Origin of the sequence: Flavobacterium sp. HJSW_4 (genome assembly GCF_042436695.1) — a bacterium.
Taxonomy (GTDB): domain Bacteria; phylum Bacteroidota; class Bacteroidia; order Flavobacteriales; family Flavobacteriaceae; genus Flavobacterium.
The window spans coordinates 94019-115930 of record NZ_JBHNPP010000010.1 but is presented as its reverse complement, the minus strand read 5'-3'; the positions used below and the strand labels follow the sequence as shown (position 1 = coordinate 115930).

The 21912-nt window shown below is 33.2% G+C and carries 16 protein-coding genes; 10 read left to right on the top strand and 6 right to left on the bottom strand.

Annotated elements, in window-relative coordinates; genetic code table 11:
* Positions 1–3: 3 nt before the first annotated feature.
* Together ACE01P_RS11760 and ACE01P_RS11755 are read right to left on the bottom strand one after the other, a co-directional pair.
* On the bottom strand, positions 4–5166 hold the full coding sequence (locus ACE01P_RS11760) for a T9SS type A sorting domain-containing protein (RefSeq protein ID WP_379697815.1): 5163 nt from the start codon (positions 5164–5166) through the stop codon (positions 4–6).
* A gap of 4 nt (positions 5167–5170) precedes the next feature.
* Positions 5171–7159: a fibronectin type III domain-containing protein gene (locus tag ACE01P_RS11755; protein ID WP_379697812.1), complete on the bottom strand. Its 1989-nt coding sequence runs from the start codon at positions 7157–7159 to the stop codon at positions 5171–5173.
* 368 nt (positions 7160–7527) lie between these two features.
* Here ACE01P_RS11755 and ACE01P_RS11750 point away from each other — a divergent pair, with 368 nt between their 5' ends.
* From ACE01P_RS11750 to ACE01P_RS11735, 4 genes are all read left to right on the top strand, one after another.
* Complete coding sequence (locus ACE01P_RS11750) at positions 7528–10392, top strand: histidine kinase dimerization/phosphoacceptor domain -containing protein (protein WP_379697809.1); 2865 nt, start codon at positions 7528–7530, stop codon at positions 10390–10392.
* Positions 10393–10555: 163 nt separating this feature from the next.
* A complete protein-coding gene (locus ACE01P_RS11745) occupies positions 10556–11191 on the top strand; it encodes a Crp/Fnr family transcriptional regulator (protein ID WP_379697806.1) in 636 nt (211 codons plus the stop codon).
* A 449-nt stretch (positions 11192–11640) separates the two neighbouring features.
* Positions 11641–12963 carry an antibiotic biosynthesis monooxygenase gene (locus tag ACE01P_RS11740; RefSeq protein WP_379697804.1) on the top strand — a complete coding sequence of 441 codons (1323 nt, stop codon included), beginning with the start codon at positions 11641–11643 and terminating at the stop codon, positions 12961–12963.
* Positions 12964–12999: 36 nt separating this feature from the next.
* Entirely contained in the window at positions 13000–13797 is a 798-nt protein-coding gene (locus ACE01P_RS11735) for a DJ-1/PfpI/YhbO family deglycase/protease (RefSeq protein WP_379697802.1), read from the top strand.
* Positions 13798–13864: 67 nt separating this feature from the next.
* Here ACE01P_RS11735 and ACE01P_RS11730 read toward each other — a convergent pair whose 3' ends face one another.
* Positions 13865–14440 (bottom strand): Crp/Fnr family transcriptional regulator, encoded by a 576-nt coding sequence (locus tag ACE01P_RS11730; RefSeq protein ID WP_379697799.1) that lies wholly within the window; start codon positions 14438–14440, stop codon positions 13865–13867.
* 232 nt (positions 14441–14672) lie between these two features.
* Between ACE01P_RS11730 and ACE01P_RS11725 the strand changes: the two genes are divergently transcribed.
* The 5 genes from ACE01P_RS11725 to ACE01P_RS11705 all read left to right on the top strand — a co-directional run bounded on the left by ACE01P_RS11725 (position 14673) and on the right by ACE01P_RS11705 (position 18124).
* Positions 14673–14891 carry a 2TM domain-containing protein gene (locus ACE01P_RS11725; RefSeq protein ID WP_379697796.1) on the top strand — a complete coding sequence of 73 codons (219 nt, stop codon included), beginning with the start codon at positions 14673–14675 and terminating at the stop codon, positions 14889–14891.
* A gap of 12 nt (positions 14892–14903) precedes the next feature.
* Positions 14904–15470, top strand: coding sequence for a cupin domain-containing protein (locus ACE01P_RS11720; RefSeq protein ID WP_379697793.1), 567 nt, complete (start codon positions 14904–14906; stop codon positions 15468–15470).
* A gap of 17 nt (positions 15471–15487) precedes the next feature.
* Positions 15488–16042 carry a carboxymuconolactone decarboxylase family protein gene (locus ACE01P_RS11715; RefSeq protein WP_379697790.1) on the top strand — a complete coding sequence of 185 codons (555 nt, stop codon included), beginning with the start codon at positions 15488–15490 and terminating at the stop codon, positions 16040–16042.
* A gap of 241 nt (positions 16043–16283) precedes the next feature.
* On the top strand, positions 16284–17132 hold the full coding sequence (locus ACE01P_RS11710; protein WP_379697787.1) for an alpha/beta hydrolase: 849 nt from the start codon (positions 16284–16286) through the stop codon (positions 17130–17132).
* Between the two features lie 221 nt (positions 17133–17353).
* The gene (locus ACE01P_RS11705) at positions 17354–18124 is read left to right on the top strand and encodes a DUF2490 domain-containing protein (RefSeq protein WP_379697785.1); all 771 of its coding nucleotides are present in this window, start codon (positions 17354–17356) and stop codon (positions 18122–18124) included.
* A 15-nt stretch (positions 18125–18139) separates the two neighbouring features.
* Here ACE01P_RS11705 and ACE01P_RS11700 read toward each other — a convergent pair whose 3' ends face one another.
* A complete protein-coding gene (locus ACE01P_RS11700) occupies positions 18140–19129 on the bottom strand; it encodes a YheT family hydrolase (protein WP_379697782.1) in 990 nt (329 codons plus the stop codon).
* 303 nt (positions 19130–19432) lie between these two features.
* Between ACE01P_RS11700 and ACE01P_RS11695 the strand changes: the two genes are divergently transcribed.
* The gene (locus ACE01P_RS11695) at positions 19433–20809 is read left to right on the top strand and encodes an ATP-binding protein (protein WP_379697779.1); all 1377 of its coding nucleotides are present in this window, start codon (positions 19433–19435) and stop codon (positions 20807–20809) included.
* A gap of 42 nt (positions 20810–20851) precedes the next feature.
* Here the strand turns inward: ACE01P_RS11695 and ACE01P_RS11690 are convergent, their stop codons facing one another.
* Together ACE01P_RS11690 and ACE01P_RS11685 are read right to left on the bottom strand one after the other, a co-directional pair.
* Positions 20852–21241: a RidA family protein gene (locus ACE01P_RS11690; protein ID WP_379697777.1), complete on the bottom strand. Its 390-nt coding sequence runs from the start codon at positions 21239–21241 to the stop codon at positions 20852–20854.
* 86 nt (positions 21242–21327) lie between these two features.
* Entirely contained in the window at positions 21328–21897 is a 570-nt protein-coding gene (locus ACE01P_RS11685) for a Crp/Fnr family transcriptional regulator (protein ID WP_379697775.1), read from the bottom strand.
* Positions 21898–21912: the final 15 nt, after the last annotated feature.

Below are 21912 nucleotides of genomic sequence, written 5' to 3'. Positions count from 1 at the left end.
TTTTTAATTGATGATAATTTTTTTAACCAATGTTTGTTGTCCCGTCTCTAATACGACTATGTATATTCCAGATTGTAATGAAGTATTAAAATCTACTTCGTACTTTTTCTTTCCTGATTCTTGTTTTTGAATCATCGTATTTTGTCCAGAAGAGGAGAACAATCTTAAATTTATCGCACTGATGTTTTCTAAATTTACAATTGCTTTAAAATTACCATTGCTCGGATTTGGGGTTACAATAAAATCTGTAATAAATTGCGATGTCATTTCTGTATTTGGCAATGTACCGCGTTTTTCTACCATAATATTTTTGGTAAAAACAGCATAACATTCTCCTTGTGTCTGCTTCAAACCAATTGAATAAACTCCAGTTTCATCAAACTTTAAGGTGATATATTTTTCTTTTTGCTCTACAACTTTTACTCCGTTTGGAATAACCCAGTCTGTACTTTCTCCAAAAGGATTACTTGTATTAACCAAAATTACTTCCTCGTCTGAGTAAGCTTGAGAACTCAATAAAAACTCTGCGCTAATAGCCATCTGGCTTGTTTTTATTACAATTTCGTCTTCGCCAATACATCCTAAAGCTGTAGTCACTTTTACATGATAAGTTCCTGCTTTTGACACATTGATTTTTGCTTCATTTGAAGTGAATCCGTTTGTAGATGTCCAACTGTATTTTGCTTGAGGGTCTTTATTTGTAGCATCTATATCTAGGCTTTGGTCAATACATAAAGTTCTGTCTGGACCAACGTTAACAATAACAGGCTCCGGATCTTTTAAAACAAATCTCTTTTTGTAAACACAACAATCTGGACAAGTGATTGTAACTTCATAATTTCCAGCAGAAAGATTATCCAAATCTTTGGTAACTGCTCCTGTATTCCATAAAAAAGAGTATGGCAAATTACCGCCTGTAACATTAAGTTCAATCGATCCGTCGTTTCCTTGATAACAAATAGGATTTTTGACAGTTTCAGTAGTTAATATTCCGTTAGGATCTCCCACAAAAATACTTCCCTGCACCGTACAGCCTTTTGCATCTGTTACTTTTACAAAATAATTATTTGTTGTAATATTTTCTATTTTAGGAGTTGTTTCTCCGTTTGTCCACTCATAAGCATAAGGTGCTGTTCCTCCTGTTACATGTGCTTCTGCCCAACCATCATCACCAGTTGTACAGCCCACATCGAACTTAGTAAAAGTCAATTTCAACTGATCCGGCTGCGGAATATACTTCTCAACATCAACCTCTTTAACTAAAACATTATTTACATAAGTTCCTAGTTTTATTCCATTGGCATCTTCAATGTTTAAAGCGTAAGTTCCCTCTGAAAGATATTCAGCCGTATCACCCGTATTGTTCCAAAGAGTCCAAGTACCGTTGGCTTGTTTTTTCTTCCAAGTATAGAAATAAGGTAATCGGTTATTTTTTTCTGCTGGAAGCTGAATTCCTCCTGTTACATGCGCTTTTAAAATTCCGTCTTGCGATTCATCTCTTTGATTATCTAAAGGATTAGCATCTGTCTCATTTCCAAATTCATTGCTTACATTACAAGAAATACCGCGAATTATTTCGAAAGTAACTTCAAGCGGATCTGGATCATCTAATTCTGTAACTGAATTTGCAACCGTACAGCTTGTTTTATATGTTGCTGCGTTGTAATTAACATCACGAACTGTTAAACTATAAGTTTCTTCTGGAAGTCCGTTTAAGGTTATTGTATAAACACCATTGTTAAAACTTGTTGTGGTTGTAGTTTGCAATACTCCTTTGCTATTTTTCCATTCAAACCAATAGGTATTGTCTGCAGCAATTGTTCCGCCCGTTACTTCAACAACGATTTTTCCATTTGTTGCTTTATAGAAACTCGGATTTAAAACCTCAGTATATTTAATCGAAAGCGGTGCATCAGGTCCATCAATAAAAACCTCGGCATAAGCAGAACAACCTTTTTTATCTGTTGCTATCACCCAATAATTTCCTTTCTTTAAAATAGTATTCTGATCTATGTCCACTCCATTAGACCATTTATAATCGTAATCTCCGCTTCCTCCTTCTACAATTGCAGTTGCCCATCCATCGTTACCATCATAACAAAAAACATCTCCTTTATCAATTCTCACAGATAATACTGGAGGCTGATCCATTAACTGAATAGAATCTTTTGCAATCCAACTTCCATTTGTATAAGTGCCTAAAATAACATCATTTCTATCTTTGACATTAAGAGCATAATTTCCATAAGAAAGATTTGAGATAGTAAAACCTTGTACAGCTAAATCTTCCCAAGTTCCATCGTCTTTCTGTTTTTTCCAAGAAAAATAATATGGAAGTCCATTATTTTTATCTAACTCAAGTATTGTTCCTCCAGTAACGTATGCCTTTAAAATTCCGTCCTGTGATTCATCACGCTGATTATCTTTTGGATTCACATCTGTCTTATCTCCATATTCATTTTTGGCGTTACATGAAATAGTCTGAACAACTTCAAAAACGACTTTTAAAGGATCTGGTTCAGTCAACTTCATTTCAGATTCTACCACAGAACAATTAACTATCTGACCAGCCGCTTCGTTATAATTTGCATCTTTAATCGTTAAGAAATAAGTGTCTGCTGGCACATTATCTAAGGTGATAATATATACTCCATTTTCTATTACAGCATTTACATTTTGCACTGCTCCAGCCAAATTTTTCCATTCGTAATTATATAATCTGCCTTGATTTTTTGCTGGATCAAATGCTGTTCCACCTGTAATCTTTGCTACTAGTTTTCCATCAGTTGCGCCTGAAAAAGTAGGTTTTTTTATTGTTGAATAATCAATCATTACCTGCTTAAGAGGTTCCCATATTTTAACGCTGTCTCTTACAAAACAGCCTTTTACATTATCAACAACATCAACATAGTAAGTTCCGACAGTCAAATTTTTTATCTCATCTCCCACTACGCCATTATGATCTGGCCCATACCAGGTGTAAGTATAAGTAGATTTTCCATTTTTGATAGAGGCTTTAGCTCGTCCATTTGTACCTTCAAAACAAGAAACATCTGTTGAGTCGATTACAACTTCCATGGCATCAGGCTCTACAATTGTAATATCAACCGCTATTGGAGTCTGCTCTGTTAAGGTATAAGTCCCATGCATTATACCATTGGCATCTTGTACATTTATAGAATAAGTTCCTTTAGGAAGGTTATTTATTATTGAATCATTTACCTTCAAATCTTCCCAAACATCTTTAGAAACCAATTTTTTCCAATGAAAAATGTATGGTAATCCCCCTTTATCTATTATTTTTCCTCCTTTTACTAAAGCAACTAAACTACCATCTGAAGCTAGTTCATCCCTTTTAACTCCTTCTTCACCAAGATTTGCTGAATTACAAGAAATATCACGTCTAACTTTTACCTTTATTTCAATTGGTTCTGGATCATCTAAAACAGCAACATCTTTTAATGTTAATTCACAATTAAATGTATCTGTAACTTTCAAAGAATATGTACCTTCAGGAATATTGCTTAATGTAATGGTATAAATACCATCAAAAAAACTCCCCTTTGACTTACTTGCATCTATTAAATCACCTTTTTCATTCCTCCATTCATAAGTATACTTATTCGCGTTAATTGGACTGCCGCCTTTTACTGAAGCTATAATACTTCCATCGTGAGCTCCAAAAAAAGTAGGGTCCTTAATAGTAACATTACCTGACAATGCTAGCGGACTACTAGGCTGGTCAATTACTATAGGCAATACCTTTACTTTCTCATCAGAGGTTAAAGCCGTACATCCAAGAGCGTCATTTTGATTCTTCAATTTTCTTACTCTTATACTATATGTCGCTTTTACAAGACCTCCGATAATTGTCTCTTTTCCATTAGCGAAAGTAGTCCAAGTCGTTCCTCCATTTGTCGAATATTGATAAATACCATTATCAACACCTCCTGAAGCACTAACATTAATGGTTCCATCGTTTCCTCCAAAACAATTAACATCATTTCCCTTAGTAGCCGAAAAATCAACTGGAGTTGGTGAAGTTATCGTAAAACCTCTATTATGCTCTGGATCCATCACATAAGTATTTGCTCCAGGCTTATTTGGCTCTTTATACCAGCCTAATAAACTTACACTGTATTTCCCTTTTGGGAAATCATACGGAATTTCATATGTTAAATCATCACCATAAGTAATGGACTGTCCATCGGGAGTAGAATAATATACTTCTTGGAATTCTCCTGTTGTTGCATCATAGCTGTCAACTGAACATGTTAAAGTTTCACCTGGAACTAACTTATCGCTAAATTTTAATACTACTCTACCGTCAGCAGTATTAAAGCATCTTGTTTGGACGGGTGTAGCCAAATCAATGTGTGGTGCTGATTTAGCATAAAGCAATTCAACACCTGTACTATAACCATTTGCTTTTAGAGTGATTTTTTTACCAACTGCTTCAATAGGTAAAAAATCTTTACACTTAATGTCTAAGAAATTTTTCCCTAGATAGCTTGTTGGCAAACTTCTCCATGTATCAATGTATATATATCTAGTACCAACTCGAATTCGTGTTTGCTCTCCTTCGATATGATACATCCAATTAAAAAATTCTTCCCTTACGTTATTGGTAGCAGGCACTTTAATTGAACTTTCAGTACCTATTATATTATTATTAGTATCTGGATTTATTAAATTGATAATTGGTCTAGATGTTATGGTAACTTCACCTTCAATTTGCCGATCGCCAGCATCAATATTTTCAAATTCTGTAAAGTTATAAACCCTTGAAAAATCTCTTGTAACCACCGGATTACCAGAATTATAATATGTAGAGCAATTTGAATTACCTCTTCTATTTACTGTTCCGAAATGCAGTTTTACAATTGGATCATTTTCATAATAAAGTATATCATCATAATTTATTGCTTGGTTTACATAATTCTGATTATTAACATTATAAGTCCCAAAATGATTTAATATTCTTGCATTTATCTGAAACTCCGAAGAAATCCATTGCAATCCTCTAAAATTACCACAACTACCCGCTCCACCAGCTCCTACTTCACCAATAATAGATAATTTATAATAAGATTGAGCAGTCAAATTTACCTGAGCATACCCTAATCCGCAAACCAATAAAATAACAAATAAGTAAAATTTCTTCATAGGCTTAATAAATAACCGTTAAGGTCTCTGCTTTAGCAGGACTATCGTTTTCTAGATTTGGAACCAGATGGTATTCGTATTCCTTATTAATTTTTAAATTTTTATCTTCTAAAGTGAAAACAGTTCCGTTTAATTCTTTCCATAAAGTTGGCGGCAACCCCTTTTCATTTTTATAAATGCTAACACCTAAAACTTTGCCTTTATTTTTTGCATAATCCCAAGAAAGCAGAATTTTTTTGTTTTCTCTGTCTGCTGTTCCTTGCAAAAATGTAATCACTTTTACTGGTGTAAAGTCTAATACGCTAACTGTTACAGTAGAATGGTCTAATGAAGACCAAAGATTACTCTTGTCCTTCGCCAGAATAGCATATTGATAAGTCTTCTTATTCTCGACTCTATCGTCTGTAAATTCTTGAATAGTGTCGTTTATCTGTTTTATTTCCAGCCATTTTTCCTGTCCTTTTTCTCTTCTTCTCAAACTGTGAGCGACAACATCTTCACTATAGCTTCGTATCCATTTTAAGTGCACTTTGCCATCTTTATTATCGTAATCTTTGAAAATAGGCGCTGCTGGTGGAATTTTATCTGGTTTGTCTAACACTAGAATGTCAGAAGGATCGGAGATATTATAACGCATATCTTCAGCAGCAATTCTATAATAAACTTTGCTGTTCGTCATTTTTAAACTCACGCTGTCCTTATACTCGGTACCGATATAAGATTGATGATAAATATCTACAAATTCCTCACCTGCCGTATTGGCTTTTAATATTCTGTATCCGCGTAAATCTTTTTCCGTATTAGGCTTCCATTTTAGCCTAACCGTTCCAAGACTATCAATAACACCCTCAAGACCAATTGGTTTAGCTGGAGGTATAGAATCGACTGGCTGAACCAGCATACTTTGAGAAGTCAATCTTTGATTGTTTTTTCCAACAACTGAAATTGTAAAATAGTTAGATGGATAAAGGTTATCTTTGAATTTGAGTTTTCTCTCAGATGGCGGAATAAGTTTAGAAACAACCTTGTATGGTCCTTTATCAGTATTCGCTAAATTAATTTCATAACCTTGAATAAAACCTTCAGATTCTTTTGGATAATCCCATTCAAGATTAACTTCATTTGAGTTTATAATAGCATAATCAACCAATCTTGCTGGAGTCACTATAGCAGCAACACCTGTCGCTGTAATAGGTTTTGTAAATTCTCCTTTTTCTCCAAACGAAGTTATTCCGTGTAATCTATAATGATAAACTTTGTCATTTACACTCAGCGTATCAACATAATACATGTTCTTGGCCGGATTTTCGTCTTTATCATTTAAGTTAACGAGCGCTGTACCTGATATTGGTGTATAATTGATTCCATCCGAAGATTTCTCCACCATATAAGATGTATAAATCTTTTTGAACGTTTGATAATCCCAAGAAAGTAGTACTTTTCGATCATCTGGAACTGCAATAAAATCTGTTGGAGCAGGAAGAACTGTATAGTCTCTCAGCCCAATCATATAAGACGATTCTTTTACTTGCGGACTTTCAAAAACACTAATTTGGTAAGCATATACTTCATTTGCTTTTACATTCGTATCAACGTAACCCCAACCTGCTTTTACAGCACCTTCGAAGCTCATATCTGCAGCATACAAAGCAAAAGTATAACGCTGATCCAGTTCGTCAGCCATATTTACAATTTTGGCCAAATCACCTTCTTTTGCACCCGTTACTTCAAAACTTTCACCATAGATAGATTGAGCAATAATAGCGGCATTATTGTCTTTCTGAACAAAATCAATCCAAGAATCTAATGGTTCGGGAGTTAATGGTTTAGCAGTAAGAAGCGTTTTTTCTGGTTTAGGCAAAACTACACCGTCTCGTAAAACAGTAGATCTAGTAATTATAAATCCTTTTTTATTTGCTTTCTGCCATTCGACTGGAGAATTAATCGCCCAGCGAACTAAAATTTTATCCTTTTGCGCTCTCGCATTGACCATAACCGTGGGACGTTTTTTGGTCTGAGAATAGGATACCGATATAAATAATAAAAAGAAAAAAATAAACTTATTTGGGGACATAAGATGTATTTCCATGTTAAAAAAAAACAAAAATAGTATTTTTAATTATGATTAAAATACGGTTTCCCGTACTGGAATGTACCAACACTCAAATAAAAAAAATAACACACTCATATACAGCAATATACATTATAATTTTATTCTTTTTTTCTTATAAATTAAAATCAAAAAATATCATCTTCAATATTTTTCTATCATAAGATTATTGTACTTTTGATAATACACTAAATACCAATGCCTTATATTTTTTAAATTTTTAAAGACATAAAACACCAAAGTATAATATTGTGGGATATAAACTTTCTAATACAGTTTATTTAAAATTTACAATAGGCAGAAAAGCCGTTTTATTTCTACTATTTTGCGGATTAAATATATACTCTCAGTATAATAAATCTGGATACACCGATTTAGCCAAGCAAAGATTATTAATTCATTTAACTTCCGATTATCTTCATACCATCAGTCAAGGACAAATTGATAAGGACAGTGCTGTGAGAGCCTCATGCCGACTTTATAATTTGAGTATTTTAATTCCTAATAATGAGAGTTATAATAACGGAACAAAAACTCCCGCAATTAAACTTCTGGAAGAAGATAAAGTCAATCAAGCAAAAAAAATACTTCCAAACTTGAAAGGAGAAAATCGATTTTTGCTTCTTCTTGAACTGAGCAATTATTTCATTTTTAAAACTGGAGCAGAAAAATCAGATCTCAATGAAGCAGAAAAATATTTGAACAAAGTTTTACTACAAAAAAATACAACAAAATGGAAAATTGGAGCCATGATGTTAAAAGCCAATCTCCTATACCAGAAAGGGAATGCCGCTGAAAGTCAAAAATTATATACTGAAATTGAAAAACTTTGTAAACAATCTGGAAATAATCTCGATCTAGCCAGAGCACTTTTAGAATCGGGGAAAGTTTTACAATATGGTGACCCAAAAAGATTGGTTTATTTTCAAAAAGCCCTTTCTATATTTCAAACTTTAAAACAAAAAGAAAAGGAAATCGAAACCTTATCTCAAATAAATATCGAATATTTTATTGCCCGACGTTTTGATGATTCGCAGAAACTGACAAATAAAATATTACAGCTTCAAAAAGAAATCAAATACTATCATAATCAATATGCTTTTGATGTTCTCTCTTTTTTATCTTATCGAAAAGGAGATTTGGTTAAAGCTTTATATTATTCGAATAAAAGCATTGAAAGCATGCGTTCTAAAGAAGATTCGATCTTTAAAGCCTTATTTTTTGTAAGAAGAGGAGGTTTATATAAATATTCGAACAAAAATCAAGAAGCATTGCTTTGGTACACAAAAGCTTTAGAAAATAATACGCATGAAACTATACTTTATTGGTATAAAGCATTTCTTTCTAAAATTTGGATTCTGAACAAACTGAACCGCCACAATGAAGCTTTAGCTCTGCTGAAAAAAACAGAAAATGAATTCCCTCCTAATACGGATTTTGAAAAAATGCATTTTGCATTATTGCTTGGAGAAACTTATGAAAATTTAAAAAAGACCGATTTAGCAGAAAAAAACTATTCTGTTTTTCAAAATATTGCGAAGAATTATCCTCTTGAACATTTGCATGACGAATTTCCATCAGCATTTTTTCAGATTTCTTCTTTTTATCGAAAAATAGGTAAAACTGACAAAGCTCGAAAACTGCTTAACAATTGGATTTCGCATACTTTTGAAATAGGCGTTTCAGAAAAAAGTCAGTACTATTATAACTTATTCAAAATTGATTCCACCGAAAAGAAATACGACGATGCAGTTAAAAATCTGCTTTTAAGTCAGAAATTTAAAGACTCCGCTTTTAATGAAGATCAGCAAAAAAAGTTTGCCGAATTATTAATTAAATATGAAACCGACGAGAAAGATAAAAACATCAAATTATTGCATACGCAAAACCAGCTGCAACTCGCACAATCTCGCGAAACAGAAAGAGAAAAGAACATTCTTTTGGTCGGCGCTTTGTTATTGCTTGTCATTGTATTTCTATTGCTAAATCGTTACATCATCAAACAAAAAAACAATCAAAAACTTGAAGCCAATCAGCGTGAATTAGATCAAAAAAATAACTTTTTAGAAAGTTTAAATAACGAACAGCAAAAGTTATTAAAAGAAAAAGAATGGCTGATTAAAGAAGTGCATCACAGAGTGAAAAATAATCTGCAAATGGTTACAAGTCTGCTGAATTCGCAATCTGCATATCTTCGCGATAGCGACGCTAAAATGGCTGTGAAAGATAGCCTTCGTAGAATGCAAGCCGTATCAATGATTCATCAGAAATTGTATCATGATGACAATATTTCGACCATTGCAATGCCACAATATATTGATGAATTGGTTCATTATTTACATGAAAGTTTTGACAATGAAAATCAAATCACTTTTAAAAAGAACATTGACCCCATAAATCTTCACGTTTCTCAGGCAATTCCATTGGGATTGATTATTACTGAAAGTGTCGTAAATGCCATAAAATATGCCTTTTTAGAAAAACAAAACGGAATTATAGAAATTAGTCTCTCTTACCAAGAAATTGATTCTGTTGGTGGAAATACAGCCCGAAAAGTGGATATACGAATAGTAGCCGCAACAAACCGAAATCTCGAAAAAGAAGTTGCTCAAGGCAATTTCAGAATGGATCTTTATTATCGTCTTAATGTATTTCCGATTACGATGCCTGTGTTACGAGAACGTAAAACCGATATTCCAGAATTAGCTGATTATTTTGCGAAGAAATTCTGCGGAGAATTCAACAAGAAATTCAATGGCATTCATGCGAAAATGTTGCAGCAAATGAATGAATATGATTGGCCTGGAAATATTCGTGAATTAGAAAATTTTATCGAAAGAGCAGTAATTCTAAATAACAGAAAATCAGAACTAGATTTTAACCTGAATTCATCTTCACAATCAGAAACCTTCAAAACAGAACAAGTTCAAAATTTAGAAGATGTAAAAAATGCACAGCAGCAAATAGAACGCGACTACATTATTGCTATTCTAAAAAAAGCAAACGGCAAAATCCGAGGAACATCGGGCGCAGCTTCAATTTTAAACATAAAACCTACAACTTTAGAGTCTAAAATGAGTAAACTCGCTATTAAAAAAGACGATTACGCAAATTAGAATTACTCCACTTTTTTCGGAACTATTTTATATTTCTCCGAAATTTTCGTAGAAACATAAAAAACTGATTTTCTATTATTTAAAAATATAAAAGTTTAAAAACAGCAACAGTCGCAGTTACGATTCGTTTCTGCTCTTTTTTCCGTTTCAGAAAATAATTGGCATGTTCTTAGTCTCTTCTCGCATTTTATTGGCATACAAATACTTATTCACCAAAAATGATGTATTGTCTATGGATCAGCTGCGAAATCATATTGAAGAAATTACTCCTATAAGCGATGAAGAATTTGCTTATATCAAAACGTTCTTTACTAAAAAGAAAATAAAAAAACACCAATACTTAATTCAAAGCGGAGACAAAGTGCAATGCGAATATTGGATTATAAAAGGTACACTTCGAGCCTTTTACATCAATAAAGACGGCAAAGAACATATTCTTCAATTTGCTATAAAAAACTGGTGGATTTCAGATTACAACGCTTACTTCAATCAATCAGAATCGACCATCAATATTGTTTGCATGGAAGATGCCGAAATATTATGTCTGACACTTTACGCAAGAGAAAAACTGGCTTCTGAACTTCATAAAATGGAGCACTTTTTTAGAATGAAGCTAACTCTGCTTTATTCTTCACAACAAAAAAGAATTATTTCTCTATTATCAGACAATCCAAAAGAGCGTTATGAAAAATTTGCAAGTTATTATCCAAGCATCTTGCAGAAAATTCCAAAAAAATATATCGCAGAATATCTCGGAGTTTGCCGCGAAACGCTTAGCAGACTTTACTTGAATAATTAATAATACTTAGCAACCATTGGGACGCAACGATAATCGATTCTCTTTGTGTACCCAAGGTTGAAACCTTGGGCTATGTTGAATAAAATGAATAGAAGTTAATCAAACTCATAATTCATAATTCATAATTCATAATTCATAATTCATAATTCATAATTCATAATTCATAATTAAAAAAATTCATTCTTAACCAAAGTCAATGATTTGGAAAGAATGGCGAATATACTTTTGCCTTGTTTTAAAACACAAAGTGATCGTAATCACACTTTTAAAGTGATTTGAATCAACTTGTAACGAATAAGTAAAATGGAAATTTGTTTATGAAACAACCAAAAAACGCAAAAAAAATGAAAACAGTACAATATAATTCAATCACCCAAAAAGTCTTGATAGTCGCGCTCTGTGTGTTTACGACTATTACAGCCAGTGTTAAAGTTCAAAATTCTGACAGCATGAAAAAGAAAATTTTATTCGTGGTAACCAATCACGTTAAAAAGGGAAATACGGGAGAGAAGACAGGTTTTTATCTTTCTGAAGTGACACATCCTTGGGATATACTTGTAAACGCCGGATACGAAGTTGATTTTGTCAGTCCGAAAGGCGGCAAAGCGCCTGTAGAAGGATTCAATTTGAGTGATTCTACGAACAAAAAATTTTGGTTGGATACCGAATATCGGCAAAAAATAGAAAACACAATGAAACCTGAAAACATCAATTCAGAAGATTATGTTGCCATACATTTTGCAGGTGGTCACGGCGCAATGTGGGACTTGCCAAACAATAAACAACTGACTGCAATAGCATCAAAAATTTATGAAAATAACGGAATCATTAGTGCGGTTTCTCATGGTTCAGCAGGTCTCCTAAATATTAAATTGACTAATGATAAATTTCTTGTAGACGGTAAAAAAATCAATGCTTTTACAAATGAAGAAGAAACTGCAGTAAAACTGGATAAAGCTGCACCTTTTTTATTAGAATCTAAATTAATAGAAAAAGGAGCCATTTTTGAAAAATCAGGATTATGGCAGACACATGTTACAGTTGATGAACGCATCATTACAGGTCAGAATCCACAATCGGCAAGAGCGGTTGGTGAAGCACTTTTAGAGCAATTAACAGCTTCAAAAACTATTTCGAAACTAACGATGTATGAAGTAAAAGAAAATGCTTCAGAAGAATTTCGTAAAGCATTGAAAGATTACGTAACAGCTTCTCTTTCAGCCAAAGAAAATATTATGGCGGAAGCTTTTTACGAACAAGAAAAACCCAACATTTTATGGCTAATTGAAAGATGGAACGGAAAAAGCCAATTGGAGAATTTCAACAAAAATAAACAAGCAAAAACATTGCAATCTTTAGCTGAAAAATCATTAAAAACTTCGCCTAAAATCTATTTCGTAAAAGATCTTGAACCTTTAACAAAAGAACAATGGAGAAAAACTTCAAGAAAAGAAGACAATCAGCTTGTTATAATGCTGTTTGTTGATGGAAAAAAAGGTACCGAACAGCATTTTAAAGACACATATCATATTGCAATGCCTCAATTCCGTAGCGAACCTGGCGTAGTAACGTATCAGCTTTCAGAAATTAAAGGAGATGAAACGCAGTTTGTAACCTATGAGAAATTCAGAAGCAATGATGCCTTTCAATATCATCTCAACTTTCCTCCTATTAAACCCGTAATCGAATATTTGGAAACCAGTATCAAGAAACCTCCTTTTCAAAACGGATTGCATAATCTTATCGAATTTGCTCCGATGACAAGAGAATAAAACGAAAATCAGTAGTAATAGTTAAAATAAAAAATCATGAAAAAATTAAGACAAATTATGACAGCAAGTTTATTAAGCGCAGCGGCATTAACAGATGCGCAAGCCCAAGATATCGATCATAAATTAGAGGTGATCAACCAATTAGGAACAGCGTCTCATGTTTCTGTAATGCCTGTTTCGGCGTTACTAAATGCCCCAGGAAACGAGGCTATGAGAGACTTCTTTTTTACTCCTGTAAAAGACAAAACCGTTTTAAAAGGAAAAAAAATCGCAGTTCTTGTAGCAGACGGTTTTGAAGAAATAGAATTGACAGGGCCAGTATGGTATTTTAAAGAATTGGGCGCACAGGTTGATATTGTGTCGCCAAAATACAATCCAGCTCCTGCAAGATACGGATTGAGCAGTCCTGAAATGGCAAAAACACATGTAATGTCCATTCAATATTTGCAGCCTGTTGGTTGGATAAAATTTGACCGAACAGCAGATCAAATTAAAGTAAGTGATTACGATGCGGTATTTATTCCTGGTGGCGCGTGGAATCCAGACAATCTTCGTTACGACAAAGACGTTATAAAATTCATTCAGGATTTTAATAAATCTGGAAAATTGATCGCAGCTATTTGTCATGCTCCAGTTGTGTTGGCTTCGGCTGATATTTTAAAAGGAAGAAAACTAACAGGATATTGGAATATTCAAGTTGATCTTAAAAATGCAGGCGGAATTGTTTCTGATCAGCCTGTAGTAGTTGACGCTAACATTATAACAAGCAGACATCCAATTGATGTAGCTGATTTTTCGAAAGCAGTTGAAAGCTGGTTAGTTAAGAAAAAGTAATTCAATACATTACTGCTGAATTATAATAACGGAAGATGATTTTTTATCTTCCGTTATACTTTATTAATCACTTCCCAATCATTCGTTTACGAAGTCGGCTAAGCGATTCTGGTTTTATGCCGATGTATGACGAAAGCTGATTTTGTGAGACCATTTGAAAAAGATAAGGTTCTTTTTTTAGAATGGTTTTGTAACGTTCTTCGGGAGTTTGAAAATGAAGCATTTCTTCTCTTTCGATAATGATTAAATAAGCATATTCGGCTATTAATCTTCCAAATTTTGACCAACTAGGACAACTATGATACAACTTTTCAACTTGTTCGTATTCTAAAGCAATTACCTTGGAATCTTCCATCGCTCTGCAATAGTACTGAGCTGTTCTTTGCGTAATAAAACTAGCGAAATCTACCAAAAAATCATTTGGTTTTGCAAACCGACAGTTGATTTCGTTTCCTCTATAATCGACGTAAAACATTCTGAAAAAACCACTTTCAATAAAATAAATATGACGACAGATTTCTCCCTGCTGTAAAAGGTCGGTATCTTTTGGCACTTCCCTTCTTTCGATAATAGGAAGCATCAAATTATACTCTTCATCAGACATGGGAACAAATGATGTTATAACGGTTTTAAGTGCATCCATTGCAATAAGTTAAGAGAAATAACTTCTCTAAAATTAGATTTTATTCTGCTAAATACAAAATGGTTTCTTTTTTAAATATCAAAGATTCGTTCTTAACCAAAGTCAATGATGTTACTCACCTACCCACTCTACCTTTGTCATGTAAATAAATTGAAAATCAAATAATTAAAAACATTCATTAAAAACATTCATTAAAAAAATAACCTATTACTAATCATTAAAAAACTTAATCATGAAAACTAAATTTAACATCGACACAAAAGCACACAATCCAAAATTAGGATTCAAAATTCACTTTCTTGCTTTCCTATTGGCAACTCCAATAATCTTCCTTATTTGGTATTTGACAGACACTACTTATCCTTGGCCGCTTTGGTCTACATCTGCTTGGGCAGTTGGAGTTCTTTTTCACTATTTAGGTGTATTCGTATTCAGAAAAAACAAAATCTAAATCTCGACAATCATGGAAACAAACAACACATTCAGACGCATTGTAACAGGACATAATACACAAGGAAAAGCAATTATTGTTTCTGACGAAGTTCCAACCAGAACGTATAGTATTGGCGGACCAAATGGAGCTAAATTTCATGAGGTTTGGAATACGAAACAAACTCCTGCAATAATAGACAGCATTTCTAAAGATCCAGAAGAAAACGGGCTTATTCTAGGGCCTCCAAAACAAGGGACAAGAATACGAGTGATCGATTTTCCACCAGAAGGAGATGAAATTCGAAATCTTACCAAAGAACAAGCTTTTGAACATTTTAAAACGATGAGCGGCGAAAACGCTTCAAAAGCAGGCGAAAATGCACCTCATCCTTTAATGCATAAAACTGAAACTATTGATTACGGAATTGTTCTCGAAGGCGAATTGACTTTAATCGTTGACGAAGGTGAAACAACTGCAAAAGCAGGAGATATTATTGTACAACGCGGAACCAATCACGCATGGAGCAATCGATCTGGAAAAATATGTCGAGTTGTTTTCATTTTAATTGATGGACAATTTGAAGAAAATCTTCGCTAAATCTAACAAAAACTATCATGCGAGTAAATCCTATACATCCAGAAACCATGAACACCGAAGTGCGATATGTTCATGACGAAGTTGTAAAACTCATTACGACAAGTCAAGGGCCAGTTTCAATGCTGAATAATGAAGGTGCCTTAACAGGTCCGTTTCCACCAATTCTTGGTTTTCCTCAATTCGGAATTCCTGCTTTAAGCTTTGTGCGTTCTTTAGACAATCATGCAACACTTCCTAAAAAAGTACGAGAAGTGGCGATTCTAACTGTTGGCGCAGCATTTGGTGCTCGCTTCGAACTTTATGCGCACGAAATCATGGCCAAACATCTTGGTTTTTCTAATCAAGCTGTGGCATCATTGGCATCGGGAATTCGTCCAGCTGAACTAAATCAAGAAGAATCTATTACTTATGAAATTGCTTCAATATTAGCCAAAGGCAGAATTGTTCCAGACTCGGCTTATAATCTTGCCAAAGAAATTTTAGGACAAAACGAAGTTGCCGAACTTATCTTTTTGGTTGGTGCTTACACACTTCTTGCAACTGTTTTAAATGGTTTTGATGTTCTTTCCTAAATAAAAAGACATCCTTTTTAATAAAGAATACTCTATTGTGATAAATCTTTTAACACATAGAAACATAGAAATTCATGTCTAAAAAGATATCGGAAGAGAAACAAATTTCTTTCACATAGCATACTATGTGCATTTAGACTAGTAAAACGCCTTTTTAAAGTTTGCTAAAATCTATGATTCTATGTGTTTAAAAAAAACGACAAACGAATAAAAAAATAATACAATGAAAATTTTAAAAACAATGAAAAAATCAAAAATGAATTCTCACCCCTTCAAAACAATATCTAAACTTTTTCTGCTGTTGTTTACTACAATCTCAAGCGCTTCATGTACAAATGATGATAATGCAAGTGCTAAAAAATCTCCCGTTGTCTTAGTACACGGCGCATGGCAGGCATCGTACGTTTGGGATCAAACCGAAAAAGATTTAAAAGCGGCTGGCTATAATGTTACTGTTGTGAAATTGCCAGGTCACGGAGACGATACTACTCCTGCTTATCAAGTTTCCTTTAAAGCTTATGTAGACGAAGTTAAAAAAGCAATTAATACTTATAACGAACCTGTAATTTTAATTGGCCATAGTTTAGGAGGAGCTGTAATTACACAAACGGCTGCCGAAGTTCCTCAAAAAATCAAAAAATTGATTTATGTGGCTGGTTTTATTCCGCAAAGCGGAAAAAGTGTTTTAGATTATTCACAAATAGATACCGCTTCACTTTTGCCTCCTTCTTTACAATTATCGGAGGATCAAACTTTAGCCGGAATTGTAAATCCTGAAGTTAATCTGCCAAAAATATTTGCTCAGGATGCAACAGATTCGCAAAAACAGTTTCTTGTTTCAAAATACAAAGCAGAACCTACAATTCCGCTTGGAACACCTTTGACTTATAAAACAGAAGATTATAATTTGGGAGGAAAAAAATATTACATCTTCACAACCGCTGACAATACCATAACCTACAATTTTCAACAGAAAATGGCAAAAGATGCTGGAATTTCAGATACTTACACAATCAATTCAGGGCATAGTCCGTTTATCTCAAAATCTGATGAGCTTACGAAATTGATAAAAAGTATTTTATTAAAATAACTTTTGACACATAAGAAAGATTCCTAAAATAATTTTTGGGAATCTTTTTTTATCACAGACCTACAAAAACACTTTCAATCATCTGATATAAAACAAATTAAACTTAAATTTTGCATCATAAATTCTCACTAAAAAAGAATATCTTTACGCTACATTTTTTTCATATTTGCCTTTTTCGATTCTAAAAGAAATTTACTTAACTAATTTCTATTCTACTTAATATGAAAAACAATTTTATCGGAATTCTTCTTTTCGTGTTTCCTTTGATAGTATTTGGGCAAGCTGATCAAAAAAAAGAAATCAACCATCAGCTTCAGACTTGGGTTTCTATAAATACAGTTACCAAATTTGCAGATCATTGGGGTGTAATTGGAGACTTTCATATTAGACGAAATGACTTTGTATCCGATCCGAGTTTTTATTTTATACGAGGCGGTATCAGCTATATTCCAAATTCAAATGTTTCTATAAATGCGGGATATGCTCATATGTGGCTGGCTCCTTCCAATCCGGACTGGAGCACTTTTGCAGATGAAAACAGGATTTACCAACAAGCACAATTAAACTCAAAAGTTGGAAATGTGAGCATTTTGCAACGTCTGCGAAATGAACAGCGCTGGCAAGAAAAAATGATAGATGACAAACCTAGCGGAGATTGGCGTTTTACGAATAGAATTCGCTATTTGGTGAGTTTTACTTTCCGAATTTCAGATAAAAAATCTTGGCCATCAATGGTTCTTTCAGATGAAATTCTTTTGCATTTTGGAGAAGAAGTGGTTTATAACACAATGGATCAAAACCGCTTTTTTATCGGAATTAAAAAAAATATCAATCCTAAATGGAGCTATGATTTTGGTTATATGAATGTTTATCAGCAAAAATATTCAGGTTACCAATATGATATGAATCACACCATTAGATTGTTTTTTTATCTCAGCACAAGCATTAGAAAAAAAGCCCCTTCAGAAATTGAAAACTCTGGAGACGAATAAAATACAAGTCATTAATTAAGATTTTCCGATATTCAATGTATCGTTAAACTTAAAAGATTCAAAAAATTCAAAAGCTCTTTTCTCTGCATAAGAATACATGGAATCGCGAAGCGGAAAAGCGCAATGTCCGCCATATTTTGGAGTTTCCAAATAAACAAATGCACTGTCTTTGGCAATAGTCCTCGGATAGCATCTTTCTCCTAAAAATGGGTCGTCAAGCGAATTAATGATTAAAACGGGAGTTGTAATATCTTTAAGAGAAAACTCTGGAGAAACACGATGATAATAATCGTCTTTACTTGCAAAACCATGCAACGGCGCTGTAAAATACTGATCTACTTCATCAAAAGAAGTGATTTTATCAATCTGATCGCTATTTATAAAATCAGGAAATTGAGCTGCTTTGTATTTCAATTTCTTTTTAATATCAATGGTAAAATTCTTTAGATAAACTCTATTAAAACCTTGTTTCAGTACTTCTGCACTTGTTGCAATGTGTGTTGGTACCGAAATAGAAACGGCAGCTTTTATGCGTTTATCTATTTTTGTCCAGCCTAAATAATTCAAAAGCTGAACGCCTCCCATCGAATATCCGATCAAATAAATATCTTCAAATCCTTTTTGCAAAACAAACTGAACCACTTCATCCAAATCATCAACTGCACCATGATGGTACAATCTCGGAAGACGATTCATTTCTCCGCCACAAGTCCGATTATTCCAAGCAAAAACAGAAAAGCCTTTCTCCTGAAAATAAGTTGCACAGCTATTATTGTAAGTTCTTCTCGAATCGCCTTCTAAACCGTGACATAAAATAACAGCTTTCTTCGGGTCATTTACAACATAATCAATATTGATAAAATCGCCGTCGTTTAGTTCCTTCTTCTCCCTTGTATATTCTGGAACTTCAAACTTTTTTATCAATGCGGCATAAATGGTAGAAATATGCCTATTCCGATGAATAATAGAAGGAGAATTATATTCTGATTGTTCAATTAGTGGCATAACAAAGAGTTTTGTGGTACTTTATACAAATCTAAGAAATCATTCAACATGTAATTTAATTCTTTCTTTTTATTTTATTTTTTTTATAATTTTAAAAAGAAATTACAGTTAAAAATATATCCAGTTAATTTAAACATAAACTGTAGTTAATTTTAAAAAACAGATTAATGTTGGAACACATTTCAAAGAAAACAAATTGTTAAATGTGCCAGAACACCTGTATTGTCGCGCCATCACTGACTTTAATGTTTCCTTTATTTGTATATTTGTAAAATCGATTTTTAAAAAACAAAATCACTGTAAATGTTCGAACTCTTACCGGTAGATCCAAAAACTATATTCCTACTTTACTTTTGGGGCAATTTATTTACCTGCGTACTTATTTTTAGTTTCTCCTTCTCGTATGCTACTAGCGACAACAGAAAAACTTTAAAATGGTTTGGTTTGGGCAAATTGATTCTTACTGTGGCTTGGGTATTGGCTCTTATGCGAAATATTATTCCCGATTTTGCTTCTATTAACATCGCTAATTCTATGATTTTGGGTGCTTGCTGCTTTGAAACGATGGCAATGTTATCTCTTATTGTAACGCACGCAAAAAAGCATTATCGGTTTCAAATAGCCATAACTGCGGCGGCAATATTATTTTTTAATATTTCGACATTTTTTGATGCAACAATGAATACCCGTGTTATCATTGGCGGCATCGGCATATTTATCATTTATCTGCTTCCAACGATAACTTATTTTACAGAAAAAGAAAAAAGCTTTTTCAAGACTTTTTATGTTTTGTGTTATATGGCATTCGAAATTCTAATTGCCATACGAATAGTTCACAGATATCGATATCCACAAGATTTAATTATTTCTAATGACACTTTTGATAGCTTATACAGTATTTGTCTTTTTCTTTTGACTTTAATTGGCATTGTAGGCTTTTTACTTTTGGTGAAAGAAAAACAGGATCATAAAATCAAGAAGTTATTAAATGATAAAAACCAGTTCTTTTCTATTATTTCTCATGATTTAAGAGGTCCATTAGGATCTTCTGTTTCGCTTTCTGAGATTTTACTTGAAAATATAGAACAATACAGCCGAGAAGAAATTAAAGAGATTTCAGAACTTCTGCATGATTCAAATAAGAATATTTACAAATTGCTTGAGAACCTTTTAGATTGGTCTAGAGTACAAACTGGAATGATTGCCTTCAACCCTAAAAATATACTTTTAAATGCCTTAATTGAGGAAAATATCGAATTGAGCAAAAATGTCGCTTTAAATAAAAATATAAATATCACCTTTGAGGCGGCTTATCTTGTTGAGGCAGAAGCAGACAAAAATATGATTAGCACTATCTTGCGAAATTTACTTAGCAATGCGATTAAATTTACTGACAAGAACGGCGATATTAAAGTCAAACTGATTAAGACAAACCAAAAAATAGAAATTTCGATTGCAGATAACGGAATCGGAGTTCCTGATTATATAAAAGAAAAGTTATTTAAAATCAACGGAAAAGTTCTCCAAAAAGGAACAGAAAATGAACTCGGCAGCGGACTCGGATTGTTGCTTTGTAAAGAGTTTATAAACATTCATCACGGAAAAATTTGGGTAGAAAGCGAAGAAGGCAAAGGAAGTACTTTTAAATTTACGCTTCCTATTATAAAATCCCAATACTGAAAATCCAAATTCCAATAAACTGGAATTTGGATTTTTTTTATTTTACTTAACCACAGTTGCCTCCAACTCTACTTTTAGGGTCTCAAAAAGGCTTTTTACTTCTAAAACTGTACTAGATTGCTTGATTTCATTCTTTTGAATCCAGTTTTGCAGCACATCAAAATTCTCAAACAAAGAAGCAGAATCAGTTGCATAAATATTGAGTCTAACTATATTTTTCAATTCATAATCAGCATCATGAATTACTTTTTCAACGTTTTCAAGAGTTTTTATTAACTGGGTTCTCATATCTGCATTACTTGATATTCCGTCATCGTCAATGGCAGTTTGTCCAGAAACATAAAGTGTTCCTTTTGCGTTACTTACGTCTACCGCTTGAACATAATTTCTTGCGTCTTGCCATTTCCACGGATTAATTACTCGTTTTTCCATCTTTGCATATTTTAAATTAGTAGATGCAAAAATCAGCAGACCTATTATTTTTTGGGCGTGACAAATATCACTATTTTAAATTCGTATTATAAAAGACGACTCAATGTCTCACGAGAAACTCCAAGATAAGAAGCCAAAGAAGCTTTAGGAACTCGTTGTAATAATGAAGGATTTTTAAGAAGCAACTGCTCGTATCTTTCTTTTGCATTTGAAGTTAAAAAAGATAATATTCGTGTCTGAGATCCAATATGACCAGCAATTGATTTTCTAAGAAAAAAACGTTCCATTTTCTGTAAATCAGAACAAAGTTTTTCAAAATTTTCTAATGAAAGACTATAAGCAACCGTATCTTGAATACACTCTAAAGTTAGTAAGGATTTACTTTTTGTATAAAAAGCCTGAAAATCTGTTTCCCACCAATCTTCCATAGCAAAAGAAACAATGTGTTTTTTCGCATCTTTATCTTCGTAAACTAATTTCACAAGTCCAGATAACACAAAATAAACTTCATTTACATCATTTCCTACTTCAATGATAAATTCACCTTTACGAAACCTCTTTAATTCAAAATGAGAAATAATAAATCCTGCTTCTTCATCTGTTAAAGGGACTATTTTATCAATATGAGTTCTTAAAAATTGTTCAGGATTATTCATAAAGTGCTTTTAAAG